Raw genomic sequence first — 18711 nt, forward strand, 5'->3', positions numbered from 1 at the left:
GTAGGTCAGCTGGTGGCCGGACGAAGTCCGGCAGATGACCCGAGCGGGTACCGCTTATCCAACGCCAGATTGAGTTGCAACACGTTGACCCTGGGCTCACCCATGAAGCCCAGGGCGCGGCCACTTGTGTTGTCCTTCACCAGGGCCCGGACCTGGTCAGCCGAGATGTGTCGGACCTTGGCGATCCGGCCCACCTGCAGGTCGGCGTAGTCGACCGAGATGTCCGGGTCCAGGCCGCTACCGCTGGCAGTGACGGCGTCGGCCGGAACCTGCGGGTCGGACGGCGCCGAGCCCCGAACCGCGACGATCTGCCCGGCCGTGTAATCCTCGCCGTACTTGGCACATTCGACGCGCACACCTTCATAGGTCGCCGCGAACGGCGCCTTGGTGGTCTCGCACGGTTGGTTCACGCTGACCACCCGAGTGGGGTTGGTGACGTTGCCGGTGGCGTCGCGCGGACCAATGACCGACAGCACCGCACCCACGGCGTCCGAGGTGCAGAACGGACGCGCGCCGGCGGCGTGGTCCAGGCCTTCGGTATCGGCGACACCGTAGCTACGGGTGCACACCTGGGTCAGCAGGCTGGCCTTGAACCCGGCGTCGGCTGCCGACTTGCCGGCCTTGATCTGTGCCGGGTCACCGGGCGTGTCGACGATGCTCTCCGGGCCCAGGTTGCTGGCACCGCTGGCCGTCGGGTCGTACCCGTTGGTGCCGGCGCCCGACGGCCGACTCTGGAAGTACTGCGGCAGCACATTGCCTTTGGTGTCGGTGAACAGCTGGCCGATCAGCGAGCTGCCGACGATCTTGCCGCCCGCTGTGACGATGGAGCCGTCGGCTTTGTCCTTGAGGCCGGGGATCTGGGCGATACCCCAGACGACCACGGGATAGGCCAGGCCGGTGACGGCGGTCAGGATGAGCAGTGCGCGCAGCGCCGCCCAGTGCAGGCGAATCAGGTTGCCAATATTCATGATTAAGACATCCCAGGGACGAACTGAATGATGAGGTCGATGAGCTTGATGCCGATGAACGGGGCGATGATGCCACCCAGTCCATAGACATACAGGTTGCGGCTCAACAGTTTTGATGCGCTGCTCGGGGTGTATTGGACACCGCGCAGCGACAGCGGGATCAACGCGATGATGACAAGTGCGTTGAAGATGACCGCGGACAGGATTGCTGACTGTGGGCTGTGCAGCCGCATGATGTTCAGCAGGTCCAGGCCCGGGAACAGGGCCACGAACATCGCCGGGATGATCGCGAAGTACTTCGCGATGTCGTTGGCGATGGAGAACGTCGTCAGTGCGCCACGGGTGATCAGCAACTGCTTGCCGATCTCGACGATCTCGATGAGCTTGGTCGGGTCTGAGTCCAGGTCGACCATGTTGCCGGCCTCTTTGGCCGCCGAGGTGCCGGTGTTCATCGCGACGCCGACGTCCGCCTGGGCGAGCGCGGGGGCGTCGTTGGTGCCGTCACCGGTCATCGCGACCAGCTTGCCGCCGGCCTGCTCCTTCTTGATCAGCGCCAGCTTGTCCTCGGGCGTGGCCTCGGCCAGGAAGTCGTCGACCCCGGCCTCGTCGGCAATCGCCTTGGCGGTCAATGGGTTATCACCGGTGATCATGACGGTCCGGATGCCCATCTTGCGCATCTCGTCGAACCGTTCCCGCATACCCTGCTTGACGACGTCCTTGAGGTGGATGACGCCCAGCACCTCGGCCCGCCCATTGGCCATGCGGCCCACCACCAGGGGCGTGCCGCCGGCGGCGGAGATGCCGTCGACGATCTCGCCGAGTTCGACGGGCACCGTGCCGCCGTTGGTGCGAATCCAGTCCGCCACTGAGCTGGCCGCGCCTTTGCGCAGCGACTGTCCATCCTCCATATCGACACCGGACATCCGGGTCTTCGCGGTGAACTCGACCCAATTGGCTCCGGTCAGCTCGCCCGGGGTGCGGGCGCGCAGACCATAGGCATCCTTGGCGTACACCACAATTGAGCGACCCTCGGGGGTCTCGTCGGCCAGGCTGGACAGCTGCGCCGCGTCGGCGAGCTGCTCTGCAGTGACACCGGGCACCGGGAGGAAGTCCGATGCCTGCCGGTTGCCCAGGGTGATCGTGCCGGTCTTGTCCAGCAGCAGCGTGTTGACGTCACCGGCAGCTTCGACGGCGCGGCCGGACATGGCCAGCACGTTGCGCTGCACCAGGCGGTCCATCCCGGCGATACCGATGGCGGAGAGCAGCGCGCCGATGGTCGTCGGGATCAGGCAGACCAGCAGTGAGACCATCACGATGCCGGTGACGCCGAAGCCGTCCAGCGCCTGGGTGTCGGGCACGCCCGGGTTGTTGGCCTTGGAATAGATGGCCAACGGTTGCAGGGTTGCGACGGCGAACACGAAGATGATCGTCAGGGCGGCCAGCAGGATGTTCAGCGCGATCTCATTGGGCGTCTTCTGCCGGTTGGCGCCCTCGACCAGGGCGATCATGCGGTCGATGAAGCTCTCGCCGGGCTTCTGGGTGATCTGCACGACGATCCGGTCGGACAGCACGGTGGTGCCGCCGGTGACTGCGGAGCGGTCGCCGCCGGATTCCCGGATCACCGGTGCGGATTCACCGGTGATGGCCGACTCGTCTACGGAGGCAATGCCTTCCACCACATCGCCGTCACCGGGGATAACCTGTCCGGCCTCCACCACGACGATGTCGCCCTGCTGCAGCAGCGGTGCGGCGACCTGTTCTTCGGTGCCGGGACGGCCGGGTGCCCAGCCGACCAGCTTGCGGGCGACTGCGTCGGACTTGGCCTTTCGCAGGCTGTCAGCTTGGGCCTTACCGCGGCCCTCGGCGACCGCCTCGGCCAGGTTGGCGAAAATGACTGTCAGCCAGAGCCAGAACACGATCAGCCAGGCGAACCAGCTTGAGTTGAGCACTGCCAGAACGGTCGACCAGACGGCGCCGACCTCGACGATGAACATCACCGGGTTGCGCCACAGGGTGCGCGGGTCCAGCTTGCGCACAGCGTCCGGCATCGACTTCCAGAGCATCTTCGGGTCGAGCAGGCCGCCCTGCACTCGGCTCTTGCCCTTGGCGCCCTGGGTCGGCGCGGGGTGGTCGGGGTCAGCGACCCCGACGGTTGCGGTTTTGGTGGACATTTAGTGGATTCCTTCAGCAAGGGGGCCGAGCGCCAGCGCCGGCAGGAAGGTCAGGGCGACCAGGATCAGCGTCACGCCGGCGACCATGCCGACGAATTGCGGACGGTGCGTGGGCAGCGTGCCGATGGACGGGGGAGTGCTGCCCTGCTTGGCCAGCGAACCGGCCAGCGCCAGCACCAGGATCATCGGCAGGAAGCGGCCGATCAGCATGGCCAGGCCCAAAGCCGTGTTGTACCAGACCGTATTGACCGACAGACCCGCGAACGCCGAGCCATTGTTGTTGGCGGCTGAGGTGAAGGCGTACAGCACCTCCGACAGGCCGTGCGGGCCGGAGTTGAGCATCGCCGCGCGTTCACCTGGTAGAGCCATGGCAAAAGCGGTGCCGGTCAGCACGATCAGCGGGGTCACCAGGAAATAGCTTGCGGCCAGCTTGATCTCACGCGGGGTGATCTTCTTGCCCAGGTACTCAGGGGTACGCCCGACCATGAGGCCGGCGACGAAGACCGTGATCACCGCGAGGATCAGCATGCCGTACAAGCCCGAGCCGGTACCGCCCGGCGCCACCTCACCGAGCTGCATGTTGAACATCGTCATCATGCCGCCGAGCGAGGTGTACGAGTCGTGGAACGAGTCCACCGCGCCGGTGGAGGTCAAGGTTGTGGCGGTGGCGAATACCGCCGAATTGGCCACGCCGAAGCGCTGTTCCACGCCTTCCATCGACGCGCCGACAGCGGTGGGCACCGTGCCGTGGTGCTGGCTCTGGAACAGCATCATGAGGCTGACACTGATGACGGCCAGGGTCGCCATGACCGCGACGATCGCGTAACCCTGCTTGCGGCTGTCGACCATACGGCCGAAGGTCCGCGGTAGCGAGAACGAAATCACGAGCAGGAGAAAGATCTCGACCCAGTTGGTCCAGGCGTTGGGGTTCTCGAAGGGGTGCGAGGAGTTGGCGTTGAAGAAACCGCCACCATTGGTGCCCAGTTCTTTGATGGCTTCCTGGCTGGCCACCGGGCCGCCAGTGATGGTCTGCTGCGCGCCGGCCAGGGTGTTGGCGATCTGGTCGTGCAGATGAAAATTCTGGATAGCGCCGCCGGCGATCAGAATCAGCGCGGCAATGGCGGCCAGCGGCAACAGGATTCGAATCGTGCCACGCACCAGGTCGACCCAGAAGTTTCCCAGTTCGGACGCGTGGCGACGGGCGAAGCCGCGGACCAGTGCGACGGCCACGGCCATACCGACGCCGGCCGAGACGAAGTTCTGCACCGAAAGGCCGGCCATCTGGACCAGGTGGCCCTGGGTGGTCTCACCCGAGTAGGCCTGCCAGTTCGTGTTGGTGACGAAGCTGACGGCGGTGTTCCACGCCAGGTCAGCGGTCATCGGGGTGGCCGGGTTGTTCAGGTGCAGCGGCAGTTTGTCCTGCACAAGCTGCAGGGTGAACAGAAACAGCACCGAGATTGCGGAGAACGCCAGCACGCTGCGGGCGTAGGCACCCCAGTTCTGCTCGGCGTGCGGATCTGCTCCGATCGCCTTGTAGATGAGACGTTCTGCGCGCGAGTGCTTTTCGGACGTGTACACGCGGAACATGTAGTCGCCCAACGGCACGTGTACTGCGGCGAGCGCGACGATCAGCGAGAGCAGGAACGTGATTCCTGCGACGGTTGTGCTCACTAGAACCGCTCCGGGAAGAGTAGTGCGGCGACGAGGAACAGTGCGATCACCAGACATAGCACCAGGCCGATGGCGTTGGCGTAGTTCACAGGCGCTCCACCGCCTTCTGGATCAGGCCGAGCACCGCGAACAATGCGATGGTCAGCACGACGAAAATCGCGACAGACATGTTGGCTCCGTTTCGGGCGCGTCTCGGCGGCGCCCACGAGGCGAAGTAAACGCCGCGACAGGGGGTCAGGCCCCGATCTTGATGCTTTCCTTACGGGCCCTGTGCGTTCATTTACGGAGTCCTTGCGGGCCCAGTGACATGGATCATATTCGGGGAGTATATCGGGGCGTGATTTGCTTCGGATAGCCGTTTGTTTTCCCAGTTCAGCGGGGTTTTTCGCATCATGTGGACCGACGATCCACCGGTGGTGTCCGGCGTCTTTACACCCCGGAAACACGTGGGGTCGCTGGTGTCAGGAAACCGCTAGTCTTTGTGCGCGGTCAGGTCGAGACCGCGGCAGCGCAGAGACCAAGGGGCGCATCAGGTACCAGCTGCCACGGCCGCAGCTGACGTCGTACCGTGCCCAGTTCCGGGTAGGTGGTGTCCTCGACGCGTGCAACCGGCTAACGTGCCATTCGTGTGGGGTCGATCACCCCTCGAACTCGGGAGGCATAGGTGTTCGACATCGTGGGTGGACTCCGCCAGAAACTGAACCATCTTGCGGAGTCCGCGAACGCGGTACGCCGGTTGTACGAGACCGGCTTTCTGGATTTGGCCAACCCTGGCGTGATGCTGGAGACCGCGAAGAATGCGCCGATCTTCGGCCCTCAGGCGTCGATGGCCATCCAGGGTGGGCGCAAATACGCGGGTCTGCCGGCGTTGGTGGATGAACGCGGCACGCTGACCTACCGGCAGGTCGACGACCAGTCCTGGGCGCTGGCTCGCGGGCTCCGGGGCCTGGGAGTGACCGAAGGTTCTGTGGTCGGGCTGCTGTGCCGGGACCATCGTGGCCTGATCCTTGCCATGGTGGCGTGCGGCAAGCTCGGCGCCCGGCTGGTCCTGATGAACACCGGGTTCGCCAAACCGCAGTTCGCCCAGGTCTGTGAGCGCGAAGGCGTCAAGGTCGTGCTGCACGACAGCGAGTTCCTCGGACTGCTCGACGCGCTGCCCGCGGACATGCCGCGCGTGTTGACCTGGGTGGACGAGGGCGCTGAAATCCCGGCCGGCGCACAGACCCTCGACGCGATCGTCACGGCCAACTCCACCGAGCCGCTGCCTGCGCCGAGCAAGGCGGGTGGCTCGGTGATCCTCACCAGCGGGACGACAGGCCTACCGAAGGGTGCGCCGCGCAGCTCGGTGTCACCGTTGGCGACAGCGCAGATCATCGATCGAATTCCGTTCCCGCGCAAGGGAACCATGGTCATCGTCTCGCCGATCTTCCACAGCACGGGTTGGGCCACCTACACCGTCGGCGCCGCGTTGGGAAACAAGGTGGTGACGGCCCGGCGATTCAACGCCGAGCGGACCCTGCGGCTCATCGCCGAGCACAAGGCCCAGATGCTCGTCGCGGTGCCGACGATGCTGCACCGGATCGTCGAGCTGGGGCCCGAGGTGATCGGCAAGTACGACACCTCGTCGCTGACCACGATCCTGATCGCCGGGTCGGCGTTGAGTCCCGAGCTGTCCAACCGGGTCCAGGACATCTTCGGCGACGTGCTCTACAACTTGTACGGCTCGACCGAATGCGCCATTGCCAGCGTCGCCACCCCGGCCGAACTGCGCCTCGCGCCGGGTACCGCCGGACGCGCACCGGTGACGTGCGAGGTGGTGCTGTACGACGAAAACGACCGCCGCATCAACGAGAAAAACCGTCGCGGTCGCATCTTTGTCCGCAACGGCGCACCCTTCAGCGGTTACACCGACGGCCGGACCAAGCAGATCATCGACGGCTACATGTCCAGTGGCGACATGGGGCATTTCGACGACCATGGGCTGTTGTTCGTCGACGGCCGGGACGACGACATGATCGTTTCCGGCGGCGAGAACGTCTTCCCGCAGGAAGTCGAAGAACTCCTCGCCGAGCGCGACGACATCTTTGACGCGGCTGTGGTCGGCGTCGACGACGTCGAATGGGGGAAGCGCCTGCGGGCATTTGTCGTGTTGCAGCCGGGCGCGGCGCAGGACGCCGACGAGATCAAGGCGTTCGTCAAGAACAACCTGGCCCGCCACAAGGTGCCACGCGACGTGGTGTTCATCGATGAGCTGCCGCGCAACACAACCGGCAAGCTGCTGCGCCGGGTGCTCGTCGAGATGGATGTCTAGGGCGCTTCGCCGCGCGCGGATTTCCCCTCAACTTGCGATGAGCTTTCGCTCGATCACGAGTCATTTCCGGAGCAATGTCGAAATCGGCCCCGCCCGTTCGACGTGTATGTGAAGGATTGACTCGACGACGAAAGGTCACCGCAATGCGCTACATGGGTTTGGTCATCATGGATCCCAACCAAGGTCCGCCGCCGCAGGCACTGATGGACGCGATGGAGGTGTACGTCGGCAAGAACGCCGCTGACGGCATCTATGTCGATGGTGGCGGTTTGGGGCAGGGGGAGAACCGGATCGGCTACCAGGTCCGTTCCGGTCAGCTCAGCACCACCGACGGGCCGTTCGCCGAGGGCAAAGAGATCATCGGCGGCTACGCCGTGCTCGAGTACCGCAACCACGCCGAGGCCGTCGAAGGAGCCCGTTCGTTCACCGAGCTCCATCGCGAGAACTGGCCCGAGTGGGAGGGCCGCGTCGAAATGCATCTGATTGAGGGAGCACCCGACCAGGAACCGGGTGCCTGCCCCAGGTGACAACCGCTGAGGCCGTGACCGCCGCGTGGCGTGCCGAATCGGCACGCCTCGTGGCGGCGCTGGCTCGCATGACTCGTGACATCGACCTCGCCGAGGACGTCGCGCAGGATGCGCTCGTCGCCGCGCTGGAGGAATGGCCGGACCGCGGTATCCCCGCCAACCCCGCTGCCTGGCTCATGACCGCGGCGAAGCGACGGGCCATTGACCACATCCGCCGCGCCGAGACGCTGCGCCGCAAGACCGAGGAAGTCGGGCACCGGCTGGAGGAGGTCGACATGCCGGATTTCGAAGGGCAGCTCGACTTCATCGAAGACGACGTGCTTCGGCTCATGTTCCTGACCTGTCACCCCGAGCTGCCTGCGGCGTCGCGCGCGGCGTTGACGCTCCGTTTGGTGTCGGGTCTGAGCACGGCCGAGATCGCCCGCGCCTTTTTGGTGCCGGAATCGACGATGGCGCAACGGATCAGCCGCGCCAAGAAGAGCCTCATCGGCGCGGACATGGAGCTGCCGGTCGGGGCTGAGCGCATCGACCGGATCGACGACGTGCTCGCCGCCATCTACCTCACGTTCAACGAGGGCTACGTGGCGACCGCCGGCGAAGACTGGACGCGCCCGGACCTGTGCTTCGAAGCGATCCGGCTGGCGCGCACGGTGGCCGCCATGGTGCCGGACATCCCGGATGTTCTTGGGCTGCAAGCACTTGTCGAACTCCAGGCGTCGCGCATTCCGGCTCGAATCGATCGGGACGGAGCGCCGGTGCTCTTGGACGATCAGGACCGGGCCCGCTGGGACCACCTGCTGCGACGCCGCGGACTGCAGGTGCTCGAGCGCGCCGAGAAACTTGCCCAGGCGGGCACTCCCGTCGGGACCTACTTTCTGCAGGCGGCCATCGCGGCCTGCCATGCCCGCGCGATGCGGGCCGAGGACACCGACTGGCAGCGGATCGCGGACCTCTACGACGTGCTGGCCCTCGCCGCGCCGGGTCCCGTCATCGAGGTCAACCGCGCGGTCGCGCACGGACGTGCCCACGGCGCCGAGGCGGGCCTGGCCGTGCTCGACGCGCTCGGTCCCGATCCGCTGCCCCGGTCACCTCTGCCGCACGCGGTGCGCGGAGATCTGTTGGAGCGCTTGGGCAGAACAGCGGAAGCGTCGGCGGCGTTCGCTCACGCTGCCACGCTCAGCAGCAACGAGGCGGAGCGCTCGCTCCTGCTGCGTCGGGCCTAAGCTTGACTTGTGCGGATTCGGGCATAATGCCTGGCGGCTCGGACGCGGTTGCCGCACATTTCGGAGCACCACTCGCGGCGCGGCCGTGATTTCACGAAGTACAGCACGCAGTGGGGTGCGCGGCAGGCTCGCAGGTTGATCGCCTCTGGTCCGGCGAGCAGCTCGACGCCTTGGTATGCGAGTTCTGCAAGCGCACTTCGTATGGGTGAGGTGACCTGCGCGCTGACGGCGCCCAGTGCTCCGTTGTGCAGCGTGAGTTCGGCGCGCGGACGGTCGGCGGCGAGCCCGTTGACCACGTCGATCGCTTGGCTGACCTCGCCGACGGGAGACTGGGCCGTCGGGCGATCGTCTGCGGTGACGTGGGCAGCCAATCGTCGCAGGCTGTCGCGCAACAGGACGGCGTCGTTGAGTTCGGCTGGACTCGGCTTGCCCAGTACACGGCGGTCGTGCTCGGTGACGTCTGCCAGCCAGTCGCGCAGCACCGTCGGGCTTGTCAGTTCGTCGTGTACGCCGCGGGTATCTGCCCAGATGGTGTTCATCAGCCGCACCGGGGCTGGCTCATCCGGAAGCATCCAGGCGGGCGTACTGGTGGCCACGCCCGGAATTTTATCACGGATAGATGGTGTTCTATCCGTTAGAAGCTCGGGTACAGCTTCTAACGGATAAACGTCGCTCTATCCCTTAGGCGGATGGACTAACAAAGGAACGCCGATGACCAACTTCGCCCCCATCGAGCTTGAGGCCGCGACCGGTAAGGCCGCCGAATTGCTTGCGCAAGTGAAGAAGTCGATGGGCCAGACTCCCAACATGACCAAGGTGATGGCCAACAGCCCCACCCTGCTGCAGAGCTACCTGGCACTGTCCGGCGCGGCGGCTGGCGGCACTCTCAAGCCCGCCGTACGCGAGCGGCTCGCCATCGCGTCCGCTCAGCTCAACGGTTGCGAGTACTGCTTGTCGGCACACACCTTCACGGGCGCCAAGTTCGCCAAGATCGATGCCGTGGAATTGGACAACGCCCGCCGTGCCGAGTCGGATGACCCGCACATCGCTGCCTTGCTCAAGCTGGCAGTCGCCATCGCCGAGAACGCCGGCGACGTGAACGACGCCGAACTAGCGGCTGCGCGCGACGCGGGGATCTCCGACGAGGAGATCGGCGAGGTGGTTGCCAACGTGGCGCTGAACACCATGACCAACTATTTCAATGTGATGGCCCGTGTCGCGAATGATTGGCCCGTGGTCACGTTGTGATCCTGGCCGGCCCTGACCCAAGAAGCTGGCCAAAACCCTTGAGTGACGCGAGGGATTAGGCCGGCTTCTTGGTCAGGTCGGCGTTCTCGTCCTCCTGGATCGCTATGCCGTCCTTCTGAGAGGTCGATTCGATCGATCCGATCGAGGAGTTCAGGTCGGTGATGCCGCTGGCGTCGCCGCCCTTCAGCTTGTCGAACGCGGCCTGGACGGTGTCGCCGAGCTTGTCGAGCGGCGCGATGATCGCCTTACACAACGTGGGATCGGCCTGCACGTCGGTGGCGGCCAGCCGGACCTCGCGTTTCACGAACAGCGCCGCGAGGCCGCCCTTGACGAATGCCGTGATCCGGCCACTGGCACCCTTCTTGAAGGTGCCGGCCTGGAACGGCTTCCACAACCAGCGGTGGAACGCGCCGAAGGCCAGGCCGCTGTGCGCGACGAACTTGGTCTTGGCGAACGACGTGGTGGCCTGCGCCGGGCAGGTCTGGGCGATGGGCGCCGCGTCACCGGCGTCACCCGACGGATCGGCGGGGATGGACTCCGACGAGCTGGCGTTGTTTCCCGTCGATGCCTGTTTGTGCCCGCAGCCGCCCACCAGCAGGACGACGGGGATGATCAGGACGGCGATCAGACGGACCAGCGTGTTCACGAGTTAACTCCCAGCAAAGATGGCTCGGTTCCAGGACCGCGCGAAGCTAGCACTCGAAGCTGGGTGTTTGGTGGCAAAGTGACTCCGAGTGTGGCCTCGTCACATCGGCTCTAGGACCCGAATCTGGCCGGCTTCGCGAGATCCGTTCGAAAAGTTCGCTTTCATCTCCCTGTAGCGGCAGCAACCATTATATTGACGGAGACGTAATAATCTTCCCGTCGAGTTGCCTTGAGTGATTGCCCGGACCTACGGAGGCCCAGTGACCGCAGAAGCCTTGGCACCTGAGCCGATCACTGGTGGCGAGTTCACGGACGCCGACTACACCCGGGGCATGGAGCGCCTGATGAAGGCGGTCCAGGAGCTGTCGATGGCTCGCAGTCTGCCCGACGTCCAGCGCATCGTCCGTACCGCCGCACGGGAACTGACTGGCTGCGACGGCGCCACCTTCATCCTCCGGGACAACGGACAGTGCTTCTACGCCGACGAGGACGCGATCGAGCCGCTGTGGAAGGGCATGCGGTTCCCGATGGAAGCGTGTGTCAGCGGCTGGGCGATGCTGAACAAGGACGCGGCGGTGATTCCGGATATCGACCTGGACGCCCGCGTGCCGCACGAGGCGTACCGACCCACGTTCGTCAAGAGCATGGTCATGGTGCCGATCCGGACGCTCGATCCGATCGGGGCCATCGGCAATTACTGGTCGTATGCGCGGCAGCCCTCTTCCCGAGAGATCGGACTGCTGCAGGCGCTGGCCGATTCGACGTCGATCGCGATGGAAAACGTTCAGGTCTATACCGAACTCGAAGAACGGGTGCGTGACCGCACGGCCGATCTCGAGAAAGCCAAAGCGGAAATCCACCAGCTGTCGATTTCCGATGAATTGACCGGGCTACTGAACCGCCGCGGCTTCTTCCTGCGCGCCGAGCCTGCCCTCGAACTGGCGAAGCGCAATGGGCACAGCGCTCTGGTGGCCTTCCTCGACGTCAACGGGCTCAAGCGCGTCAACGATGAATATGGCCACGAGATGGGTGACGAGCTCATTCGCGATGTGGCCACGGTCTTGCGTGCCACGCTGCGCAGGTCCGACATCGTCGGGCGGATGGGCGGGGACGAGTTCTGCGTCCTGGTCAGTGAGCCCGAGGGGCTGTCGGTCCTCCGAAGGCGGATTCTGGACGCATTTCAGACGTTCAACGACACCCACGATCGCATCTACCGGCTCTCGGCCAGCATCGGCTTGCTGCACGTGTGGCCTGCCGACACCGGCACGCTCGAAGAGCTGCTGGCCCGCGCTGACGGACTCATGTACGAGGAGAAGCGCGCCGAACCCGGGCGGCGTTGAAAACGATCGGATTGCGATGCCACGCTGGTTCAATGGTCTGCCTAGGGTGCGGGCGTCGATGACGGGCGGGTGAACGCCATCTCAGAGCTTCTCGTAGAACTTCGTCAGGCAATAGACCGGGACGAACTGTCGCTGGTCTATCAGCCGAAATTCGACGCGCGCACCGCCTTGGTCGTAGGCGTGGAGGCGTTGTTGCGCTGGCGCCATTTCGACCGCGGTTTACTGCGGCCGGCGGACTTCCTGCCGCTGGTGCGTCAGCACGGCCTGATGGGCCAGGCCACGGGTCTGGTGGTCCACATGGCGCTCGACGACGCCCTGCAGTGGTACACTGCCGAGGCGAAAGTGCCTGTGGCCGTTAATCTTTTCGCGCCGTTGCTGAGCGACCTGAACTTGCCGGACCAGCTATGTCAGGCCTTGGACGAGCGCGGGTTGCCGCCGACGGCGCTCGCAGTCGAGATCACCGAAGATCTTTTCGTCGACAACATGGAAGACACCCGAACAGTGCTGGCCGACTTGGCCAACCGCGGCATCAGGATCGCCCTCGACGACTTCGGCACCGGGTACTCCGCGCTTACGTACCTCTCCGACCTGCCGATCCACGAGATCAAGCTGGACCAGGACTTCATCGCACGGGTGACGGTCGACGAGCGCGCTGCTGTGGTGGTGAGCGCGATCATCGACCTCGCGCACAAGCTCGGATTCGAGACCGTCGCGGAGGGGATCGAAAGCGCCGAATCAGCCGCACAGTTAAGGGATTTCGGCTGCGATGTGCTGCAGGGCTACTTCCTCAGCCCGCCGCTGCCGGCCTCCGAGGTGTTGGGCGTGGTGGATGAGGACGCGCGGCCGACGTTCTAGGGTGCGCCGGCTCCTCCGGCCTGTGGTTGGGGTCGGATTCAGCGGGCTGGTGTCCGCGTCATAGGTTGATAGCCGCTTCATCAAGCCCCCATAGCCCAATTGGCAGAGGCAGCGGACTTAAAATCCGCCAAGTGTCGGTTCGAGTCCGACTGGGGGCACTCGAGTTAACGCCGCCATTCTGGCTGGTAGAGGCGATTTTCAGGCTTGCTGGCTGGTGCCTGACCGGCTCCGCGCCTACATTCTGCCCACGGTCTCATCTAACTTGTCGGCAACTCCGGTGAGATCGTCATCGAACAAGTCGGCGTCTACGTCCAGCGTCATCGCCGCCGACGAGTGCCCGAGCGTCCGCTGAACGACCTTGACGCTGGCCTCGCTTGTCTGGCTGCCGCCGATCCGATGTTCGATGTCGGGCACGGTAAAGCGTTGTGCCCGAAACAGTCTCGTACTTTTCGATCGTTGCCATCGGGCACGTTCCAACGGTTGAACTTGTCGTGCATCCATCTCGGCCATGTCTTGCTGATGTACTCGGCAACCGAGCCGTCGAACCGCGGTGGCACTCGACCGGCGCTTGGCGTTTCGCCCGCCACTCTGCTGATGCCCGACTCCCCCTCTCCGCGTTGTGATCGCCCCCCGTCGAAAATATTCGACCCCGGGGGGCGGACACGGTCCGGGTTTGTGTCCGAGTTTTTCCGGCGACCCCGAAATTTTGAACTTCCATTTGGATATCGGCGGCCTGCGAGCCGAGTTGTGCACTAAGCGACTCGAGCGAATCGCCGGAGGCGAGCGCCGATGACGTATTTGCTCGAATACCCACCCGATGTTGAATACCAGCGCGTCGCGGCCGCATTTTGGGAGGTGGGTTGCAGAAGTTCGGACGCACCGCGACGACACGCATTGTTAACTACCCGACACGCCCACGCCTATTGACGTGCCAGTCCGCTATCCATGATGATCGCCCCGAGCTGACCGTGTAGGGGAGTGCGCGGCGCTATCTGGGGATAGGGGGGGCTAGATCTGTGGCGAAACGAACGCGGGTATGCCGCGGCCTGCAACGCGCGATGGCAGCAACAGCGGGTATGGCGGTGCTGGTCGCGGGGGTCGTGGTAATCAACCGCGACACTCCCGGCGAGGCCGGCCTATCGGCGCTGCCTGGGGCCACCGGACAACCACCCCCGACCGGCCCGACCGGGGGTTCTGGTGGCGGCTCGGGCGGTGCCCCGCCTTTCCCCATGCAGCCACCGGATATGCCCAGCGGCCCCCCCAACGGGTACAACAGCGGCTCCTACCCGGCACCCGACCAGGGCAACGGCATATCCATCTACAACTCCGGCGCTCCGCAAAGCCCGAGTGGCCAGGACGGCTCCCAGCAGGCCCCCAACTACCCGCAGCAGTTGCAGCCAGCCAACGGCAGCCAACCACCTGATTACGACGCTCCGCTACAAACGGCGGCACAGCCGTCGGTGTCGGTAGTGCCGTCAGCTCCGCAGCAGCAGCCTCAACAAGCCCAACCGAGCCAGGGGCAACAATCCCAATCGAACGACCAGAATCAGCGCGGAGACGAGGACTCTACGCAACGTCAACAGCAATGCCAGCAGGCCGCGGATTTCTACCAGGTGAGCAACGGCTCGTCGGTGTGGAAAGTTGGCGCCGGCGCGGGTGGATCGATGACAGGTGGGCGTCCCACCCCCGGCCGCGATCTCCCCGGCCTCGGCCAATGCAATTGCGCACCCGAGCAAGCTGGGCCGCAGAAACATCAGCCGACGCAAGACGACGGCCAGAAAAATCAGTGCGGCGAACAAGACGATGACGCGGGCGCGGACACGAGCAGCAGAAACAATGAAGTACTGGTTGCCACCAGCGACAGTCAGGGGCGACTGACCATTCTCCGACGGGGCTACTGGGACCCAACTGCGAGAAGCGGACGAGGAAGGGGGTACGGCTACGACAAGATTTATCACAAACACGGACTAACAAATCTCGATTCCATCTACGCACTGATCGGGATGCTGAAGGACCCGGTTCCCTGCGGTGGTTCGGCTATCAAGTACACCGCACCGATAAATGTGTGGGAATGCGACAAAATGGGGCTTGGCTGTGACAGTGAGCATATTGCCGACCTGGAGGTTATCGTCGAGACCGTCAACGCGGGCGAAACCGATGGGCTACAAAAAGGTATTATTACGATGTACTGTGTTGGTAGTGAAATCTGTCCACAGATAATGAATACGATACCCAGGAATCCCGGGAAGCCGCGCTGATGGCTGACAGTGAATTTGCACGATCCACACTGATCGAATTGCTAAACTGTATGAGAAAAGCGCAGTCGCCGTGGCGGTACAATGTGCTTGCTGCTTGGGCTGAGGGTGACTTCATCTATCTCGTGCATGAGAATACGGCAACAGAACTGATAATCGGGGATGTTATAAGCGTTGAGGATAGTCTCGAATCCTATGGAAATTTGTCGGCCGAGGATCTTGCGAATATCATTTTTGCGGCGGACATCGAGTCGCACCCTTACCGCGAAATATCATTTGCTAATTCCGGGTTGAACTCGCGCAACAGTATCTACTGGTTCGGCTCTACCGCTGAGACCCAACGCGTGCGATCGATTCACGATATTTCAGACGAGGGCCGTCCATCATGAGGCGAACGGACTTGACGGGTCGCCGCACGTACATTCTTCTCGCCGTAGTTACAGCCCTCGCAGCCGGCGCTATCACATGGGTTTTTGTCGCGAGACAGCACGAGCGTGAGCAGATTGGCGTAACCGAGGCAGACTTGTCCTATCTGCGACGGTACGTGGAATCGAAACAGCTTTCGATGCCCGAACTTCTAAACAGCATGACTTGCGGTCCGCTGCGCGAACAGTTGGCTAAGACGCCCGCCGATCAATTTCATCAGAGTCAGATCGTGCGCAATCAACTCATTCAGAAGGCGCAGATTGACAGCGTATTCGTTTCGCAACGCAGCGCCGATAAAACGGTCGCTCAAGTAGAAATTACGCGCGTGTACATGTTAGGTGAGTCGTCAACGAAGAAAGTCAACTGGACGGTAACGTTCAACACGGCCAATCATCCGTGGCAGATATGCAACGTCCAGGATCACACGCCCGACGGCGATCGCATTGTCGGATGGAGCGTCGGTTGAGCACAAACTACCGCAGACCACGGAGTGTGCCGACGTGGAGCAGCCGTATGCCGTACCGAACGATGGCACTGGAGCCATGGCGAGAGTGCAGGAAAGCGGCACGGCATGTGCCCGTCGTTCTTCTTGCTTGCATCGCGTGCCTAACCGGGTGCGTGCAGGTCGAATCAGCGTCGAACGCGAGTCCCAGCACATCGCAGACCGACGCCCCGCCCAAGCCATCACCTGATTTCGCCAACATCCCTGGCCAGTTCGTGGGCCCGCCCACGTTGACCCCGAACGGCGAGGCTCAAGCACCTGTCGGGGCCTGCGCGAACTTATCCGGCACCACCACCGATGCCATCTTGTCCATCGTTGACTGCAACTCACTCCAGAACACCTACCGCGTCGTACGCAGGGTCAATACTCCGCAGGAGTGCGGTGACACCGACCGCTCCTACTACCACAATTCCCAAAGCACGGGCCAATACACAGCGTGCCTGGATCTGGCGTGGGACAGCACCACATGCATCGCACTCGGTCCGCTTGTCAGCAAGGTGAACTGTGCTGACCCCAACATCTCCAGCAAAATCAAGCCAACAATGGTCATCCTCAACACCACGACCCTCGACGGATGTTCAGACGGCGGGTATACCCACCCCGCGCGCCGGTTCACAGTTTGCACCCAAACCCAGGAACCTTGACAGGCATTGAGAGCTGACTGCGTCTCAGTAAGCGATGGGAGACTAGGTGAAGAGCTTCCCTGTGTTGGTTGGAAACTCGGTGGGTGTGGGGTTGCTGGTCTTATGAGTGGCCGCGCGAATGATCTGCACCGTGAAATCGATTCGAGTCCGACGGGGGCACTCAGCTGGTACTGCGCCCACAACCCCGTCAGCACTTCACCTCCCCGGCAGCCTCACCTGAGAAACGAGTACCGCGCTACTCGCGAGGGCCTGGCTCCATCGCCTGATGCTTTCAGGGGAGAGGAGGTGAGCCGCCATGGGTGCGCTACGTTCTCGCCGCTACTCCCGCCGCGCGGCCGGTGTGCTGGCCCGCGGATGCGCGATCTCGTTAGCCATCGCATTCGCGGGCACCGGCGTGGTCTTCGCCGACACGTCGTCAACAACGACTGTGCCGTCGCCGACCGCGCCCACGACGACCACTTCAGCTGCGCTCAAGTCATTGCCACCGGCACCTGCGCCGGACCCGGACACGGCCACCCTCGCGGTGGCGCCACCCCACGGCGCCGCGGGAACGCAAGTCACGGCCACCATCAGGGGCTTCGACTACTGCGAGGACACCCCGCACCTGCTGTGGGACGGCGGGGCGCTGTCTGCCGACAGCGATCTGACGTTCACCGTGCCGGATGGTCCAGGCGGTGCACACAGGGTCACCGCGGTGTGCCGGCTCCTGGATGGGGCGCGCACGATGGCTTCGGCGTCGTTCACGGTCAATGCGACCGACAAGCCCACTCTCACACTGGATCCCGTAGAAGGGCCCGCCGGCTCGCAGGTGACGGCTACACCTAAGGGCTTCGGCACGTGTCTCGACGCTCCGCACCTGCAGTGGGACGGCCAATCCTTGGCCGCCAAGGCCGTTGACCCCGCCGTCGGCAGTCTGGCGTTCACCGTTCCGGACGGCCCGGCCACCGCACACACCGTCACCGCGGTATGCGGGGCCCCGCACAAGACGACAGTTATGGCTAGCGCACCCTTCACGGTGGTCGAGACCCCGAAGCCCACGTTGACTCTGAGCACCTCAAAGGGAGCCGCGGGCACGGAACTGACGGCGACGGGTACTGGCTTCGCCTGCCCGGACAGCGGCACCGTGCAGTTGTTCTGGGACGGTAACCGAACTCCGTCGATCACGGCCTCGCCCTTCACTTTTCGTGTTCCGTTCACTGTTCCCGCGACGGTATCCGCCGGCGAGTACACGGTGCTGGCCGCCTGCGCCGACGATCCAGACGTCGCAGCCAGTCAGCAGTTCACGGTCGTCAGCCCGGTGACGAACCAGGGAACCCCGGCGGCGGCTATCTCGCTCGAGCCGACACAAGGACATCCCGGAGATCCGGTGCATGCCTTCGGCTCGCAGTTCACCTGCGCCGACCACGCGCGGACGGTGCGGCTGTCGTGGGATGGCGCCCCGCCACGGTTCGAGGTGGATGTCGATGGATTGGGCAACTTCGTGACATGGTTCGCCGTCCCCTCCGATGCCGCGGTGGGCAGCCACACGGTGCGTGCCTCCTGCTTGGATGGATCAGCCTGGGACACCGGAGAATTCACCATCGTGACCGTGGGTCTGCCGGTGCCGCCGCCCATCACGACACCCACGGTGTCACCGCCGCCCATCCTCCCAACGCCACCGCCGCCGCATGAATGGTGGCCGCTCGTCTTGGTCGCCGCGGTCATCGCGGTGGTCCTATTGGCCGCGGCCGTCCACGTCAGTCGCCGCGCACTTCGGCCGCCGCGGGTCCGGGTGACCGTGCGGCCCGGGAGCCCTGCGGTCGTCGCGTTGCGTGCGACGCCAGCGGCCGGCGAAGTGACGTACGCCGTGCAAGTCGCAGTGCATTCTCAGCCCGATGTCGTGACCTTGAGAGGGGTGGATGATGATCGCATCCGCGTTGACTGAG

General features: G+C 64.2%; 18 protein-coding genes and 1 tRNA gene. 12 read left to right on the forward strand and 7 right to left on the reverse strand.

All coding sequences use genetic code 11. The annotated features are described in order from the left end of the window. Positions 1–5 precede the first annotated feature (5 nt). The 4 genes from ACX12F_RS04515 to ACX12F_RS04530 are packed head-to-tail and all read right to left on the reverse strand — an operon-like array spanning position 6 to position 4899. A complete protein-coding gene (locus ACX12F_RS04515) occupies positions 6–968 on the reverse strand; it encodes a potassium-transporting ATPase subunit C (protein WP_459368452.1) in 963 nt (320 codons plus the stop codon). A 2-nt stretch (positions 969–970) separates the two neighbouring features. Beyond that, positions 971–3139, reverse strand: coding sequence for a potassium-transporting ATPase subunit KdpB (kdpB, locus tag ACX12F_RS04520; protein WP_459368453.1), 2169 nt, complete (start codon positions 3137–3139; stop codon positions 971–973). Further along, positions 3140–4810 (reverse strand): potassium-transporting ATPase subunit KdpA, encoded by a 1671-nt coding sequence (gene kdpA, locus ACX12F_RS04525; protein ID WP_459368454.1) that lies wholly within the window; start codon positions 4808–4810, stop codon positions 3140–3142. Continuing rightward, positions 4810–4899 (reverse strand): K+-transporting ATPase subunit F, encoded by a 90-nt coding sequence (locus ACX12F_RS04530; RefSeq protein ID WP_020099126.1) that lies wholly within the window; start codon positions 4897–4899, stop codon positions 4810–4812. Before ACX12F_RS04530 ends, kdpA begins: the two co-directional genes overlap by 1 nt. A 575-nt stretch (positions 4900–5474) precedes the next feature. On the opposite strand from ACX12F_RS04530, the gene ACX12F_RS04535 reads away from it, so the two are divergent. The 3 genes from ACX12F_RS04535 (at position 5475) to ACX12F_RS04545 (ending at position 8871) form a co-directional block, all read left to right on the forward strand. Then, positions 5475–7121 carry an acyl-CoA synthetase gene (locus ACX12F_RS04535; RefSeq protein WP_459368455.1) on the forward strand — a complete coding sequence of 549 codons (1647 nt, stop codon included), beginning with the start codon at positions 5475–5477 and terminating at the stop codon, positions 7119–7121. Between the two features lie 143 nt (positions 7122–7264). After that, positions 7265–7648, forward strand: a complete 384-nt coding sequence (locus ACX12F_RS04540; protein ID WP_459368456.1) for a YciI family protein — start codon at positions 7265–7267, stop codon at positions 7646–7648. Next, a complete protein-coding gene (locus ACX12F_RS04545) occupies positions 7645–8871 on the forward strand; it encodes an RNA polymerase sigma factor (RefSeq protein ID WP_459368457.1) in 1227 nt (408 codons plus the stop codon). The genes ACX12F_RS04540 and ACX12F_RS04545 overlap by 4 nt, the downstream gene beginning before the upstream one ends. On the opposite strand, the gene ACX12F_RS04550 is transcribed toward ACX12F_RS04545, so the two are convergent. Continuing rightward, positions 8868–9467: a CGNR zinc finger domain-containing protein gene (locus ACX12F_RS04550; protein WP_459368458.1), complete on the reverse strand. Its 600-nt coding sequence runs from the start codon at positions 9465–9467 to the stop codon at positions 8868–8870. The genes ACX12F_RS04545 and ACX12F_RS04550 overlap by 4 nt on opposite strands. Before the next feature lie 115 nt (positions 9468–9582). Here ACX12F_RS04550 and ACX12F_RS04555 point away from each other — a divergent pair, with 115 nt between their 5' ends. Then, positions 9583–10119, forward strand: a complete 537-nt coding sequence (locus ACX12F_RS04555) for a carboxymuconolactone decarboxylase family protein (protein WP_459368459.1) — start codon at positions 9583–9585, stop codon at positions 10117–10119. 55 nt (positions 10120–10174) lie between these two features. Here the strand turns inward: ACX12F_RS04555 and ACX12F_RS04560 are convergent, their stop codons facing one another. Beyond that, entirely contained in the window at positions 10175–10765 is a 591-nt protein-coding gene (locus tag ACX12F_RS04560) for a hypothetical protein (protein WP_459368460.1), read from the reverse strand. Positions 10766–11024: 259 nt separating this feature from the next. Between ACX12F_RS04560 and ACX12F_RS04565 the strand changes: the two genes are divergently transcribed. The 3 genes from ACX12F_RS04565 to ACX12F_RS04575 all read left to right on the forward strand — a co-directional run bounded on the left by ACX12F_RS04565 (position 11025) and on the right by ACX12F_RS04575 (position 13117). Next, complete coding sequence (locus tag ACX12F_RS04565) at positions 11025–12104, forward strand: sensor domain-containing diguanylate cyclase (RefSeq protein WP_459368461.1); 1080 nt, start codon at positions 11025–11027, stop codon at positions 12102–12104. Between the two features lie 69 nt (positions 12105–12173). Then, positions 12174–12959 (forward strand): EAL domain-containing protein, encoded by a 786-nt coding sequence (locus ACX12F_RS04570; RefSeq protein WP_459368462.1) that lies wholly within the window; start codon positions 12174–12176, stop codon positions 12957–12959. An 84-nt stretch (positions 12960–13043) separates the two neighbouring features. Then, positions 13044–13117 (forward strand) — tRNA-Leu (locus ACX12F_RS04575). 76 nt (positions 13118–13193) lie between these two features. Here the strand turns inward: ACX12F_RS04575 and ACX12F_RS04580 are convergent. Further along, entirely contained in the window at positions 13194–13469 is a 276-nt protein-coding gene (locus ACX12F_RS04580) for a hypothetical protein (protein WP_459368463.1), read from the reverse strand. A 566-nt stretch (positions 13470–14035) separates the two neighbouring features. Between ACX12F_RS04580 and ACX12F_RS04585 the strand changes: the two genes are divergently transcribed. The 5 genes from ACX12F_RS04585 (at position 14036) to ACX12F_RS04605 (ending at position 18710) form a co-directional block, all read left to right on the forward strand. After that, on the forward strand, positions 14036–15217 hold the full coding sequence (locus tag ACX12F_RS04585; protein ID WP_459368464.1) for a hypothetical protein: 1182 nt from the start codon (positions 14036–14038) through the stop codon (positions 15215–15217). Continuing rightward, positions 15217–15603 carry a hypothetical protein gene (locus ACX12F_RS04590; protein ID WP_459368465.1) on the forward strand — a complete coding sequence of 129 codons (387 nt, stop codon included), beginning with the start codon at positions 15217–15219 and terminating at the stop codon, positions 15601–15603. The genes ACX12F_RS04585 and ACX12F_RS04590 overlap by 1 nt, the downstream gene beginning before the upstream one ends. Before the next feature lie 11 nt (positions 15604–15614). Then, positions 15615–16106, forward strand: a complete 492-nt coding sequence (locus ACX12F_RS04595) for a hypothetical protein (protein ID WP_459368466.1) — start codon at positions 15615–15617, stop codon at positions 16104–16106. Positions 16107–16168: 62 nt separating this feature from the next. After that, positions 16169–16786, forward strand: coding sequence for an LppU/SCO3897 family protein (locus tag ACX12F_RS04600; RefSeq protein ID WP_459368467.1), 618 nt, complete (start codon positions 16169–16171; stop codon positions 16784–16786). A gap of 295 nt (positions 16787–17081) precedes the next feature. Beyond that, complete coding sequence (locus ACX12F_RS04605) at positions 17082–18710, forward strand: hypothetical protein (protein WP_459368468.1); 1629 nt, start codon at positions 17082–17084, stop codon at positions 18708–18710. The last annotated feature ends 1 nt before the right edge of the window (position 18711 follow it).

This window comes from Mycolicibacterium sp. HS_4_1 (assembly GCF_054515875.1).

Coding starts and splice junctions, on each gene's coding strand:
- ACX12F_RS04515 (WP_459368452.1), bottom strand. CDS start 968: ATGAATATTGGCAACCTGATTCGCCTGCACTGGGCGGCGCTGCGCGCA.
- kdpB (WP_459368453.1), bottom strand. CDS start 3,139: ATGTCCACCAAAACCGCAACCGTCGGGGTCGCTGACCCCGACCACCCC.
- ACX12F_RS04540 (WP_459368456.1), top strand. CDS start 7,265: ATGCGCTACATGGGTTTGGTCATCATGGATCCCAACCAAGGTCCGCCG.
- ACX12F_RS04555 (WP_459368459.1), top strand. CDS start 9,583: ATGACCAACTTCGCCCCCATCGAGCTTGAGGCCGCGACCGGTAAGGCC.
- ACX12F_RS04580 (WP_459368463.1), bottom strand. CDS start 13,469: ATGGCCGAGATGGATGCACGACAAGTTCAACCGTTGGAACGTGCCCGA.
- ACX12F_RS04585 (WP_459368464.1), top strand. CDS start 14,036: ATGGCGGTGCTGGTCGCGGGGGTCGTGGTAATCAACCGCGACACTCCC.
- ACX12F_RS04590 (WP_459368465.1), top strand. CDS start 15,217: ATGGCTGACAGTGAATTTGCACGATCCACACTGATCGAATTGCTAAAC.
- ACX12F_RS04600 (WP_459368467.1), top strand. CDS start 16,169: ATGGCACTGGAGCCATGGCGAGAGTGCAGGAAAGCGGCACGGCATGTG.
- ACX12F_RS04605 (WP_459368468.1), top strand. CDS start 17,082: ATGGGTGCGCTACGTTCTCGCCGCTACTCCCGCCGCGCGGCCGGTGTG.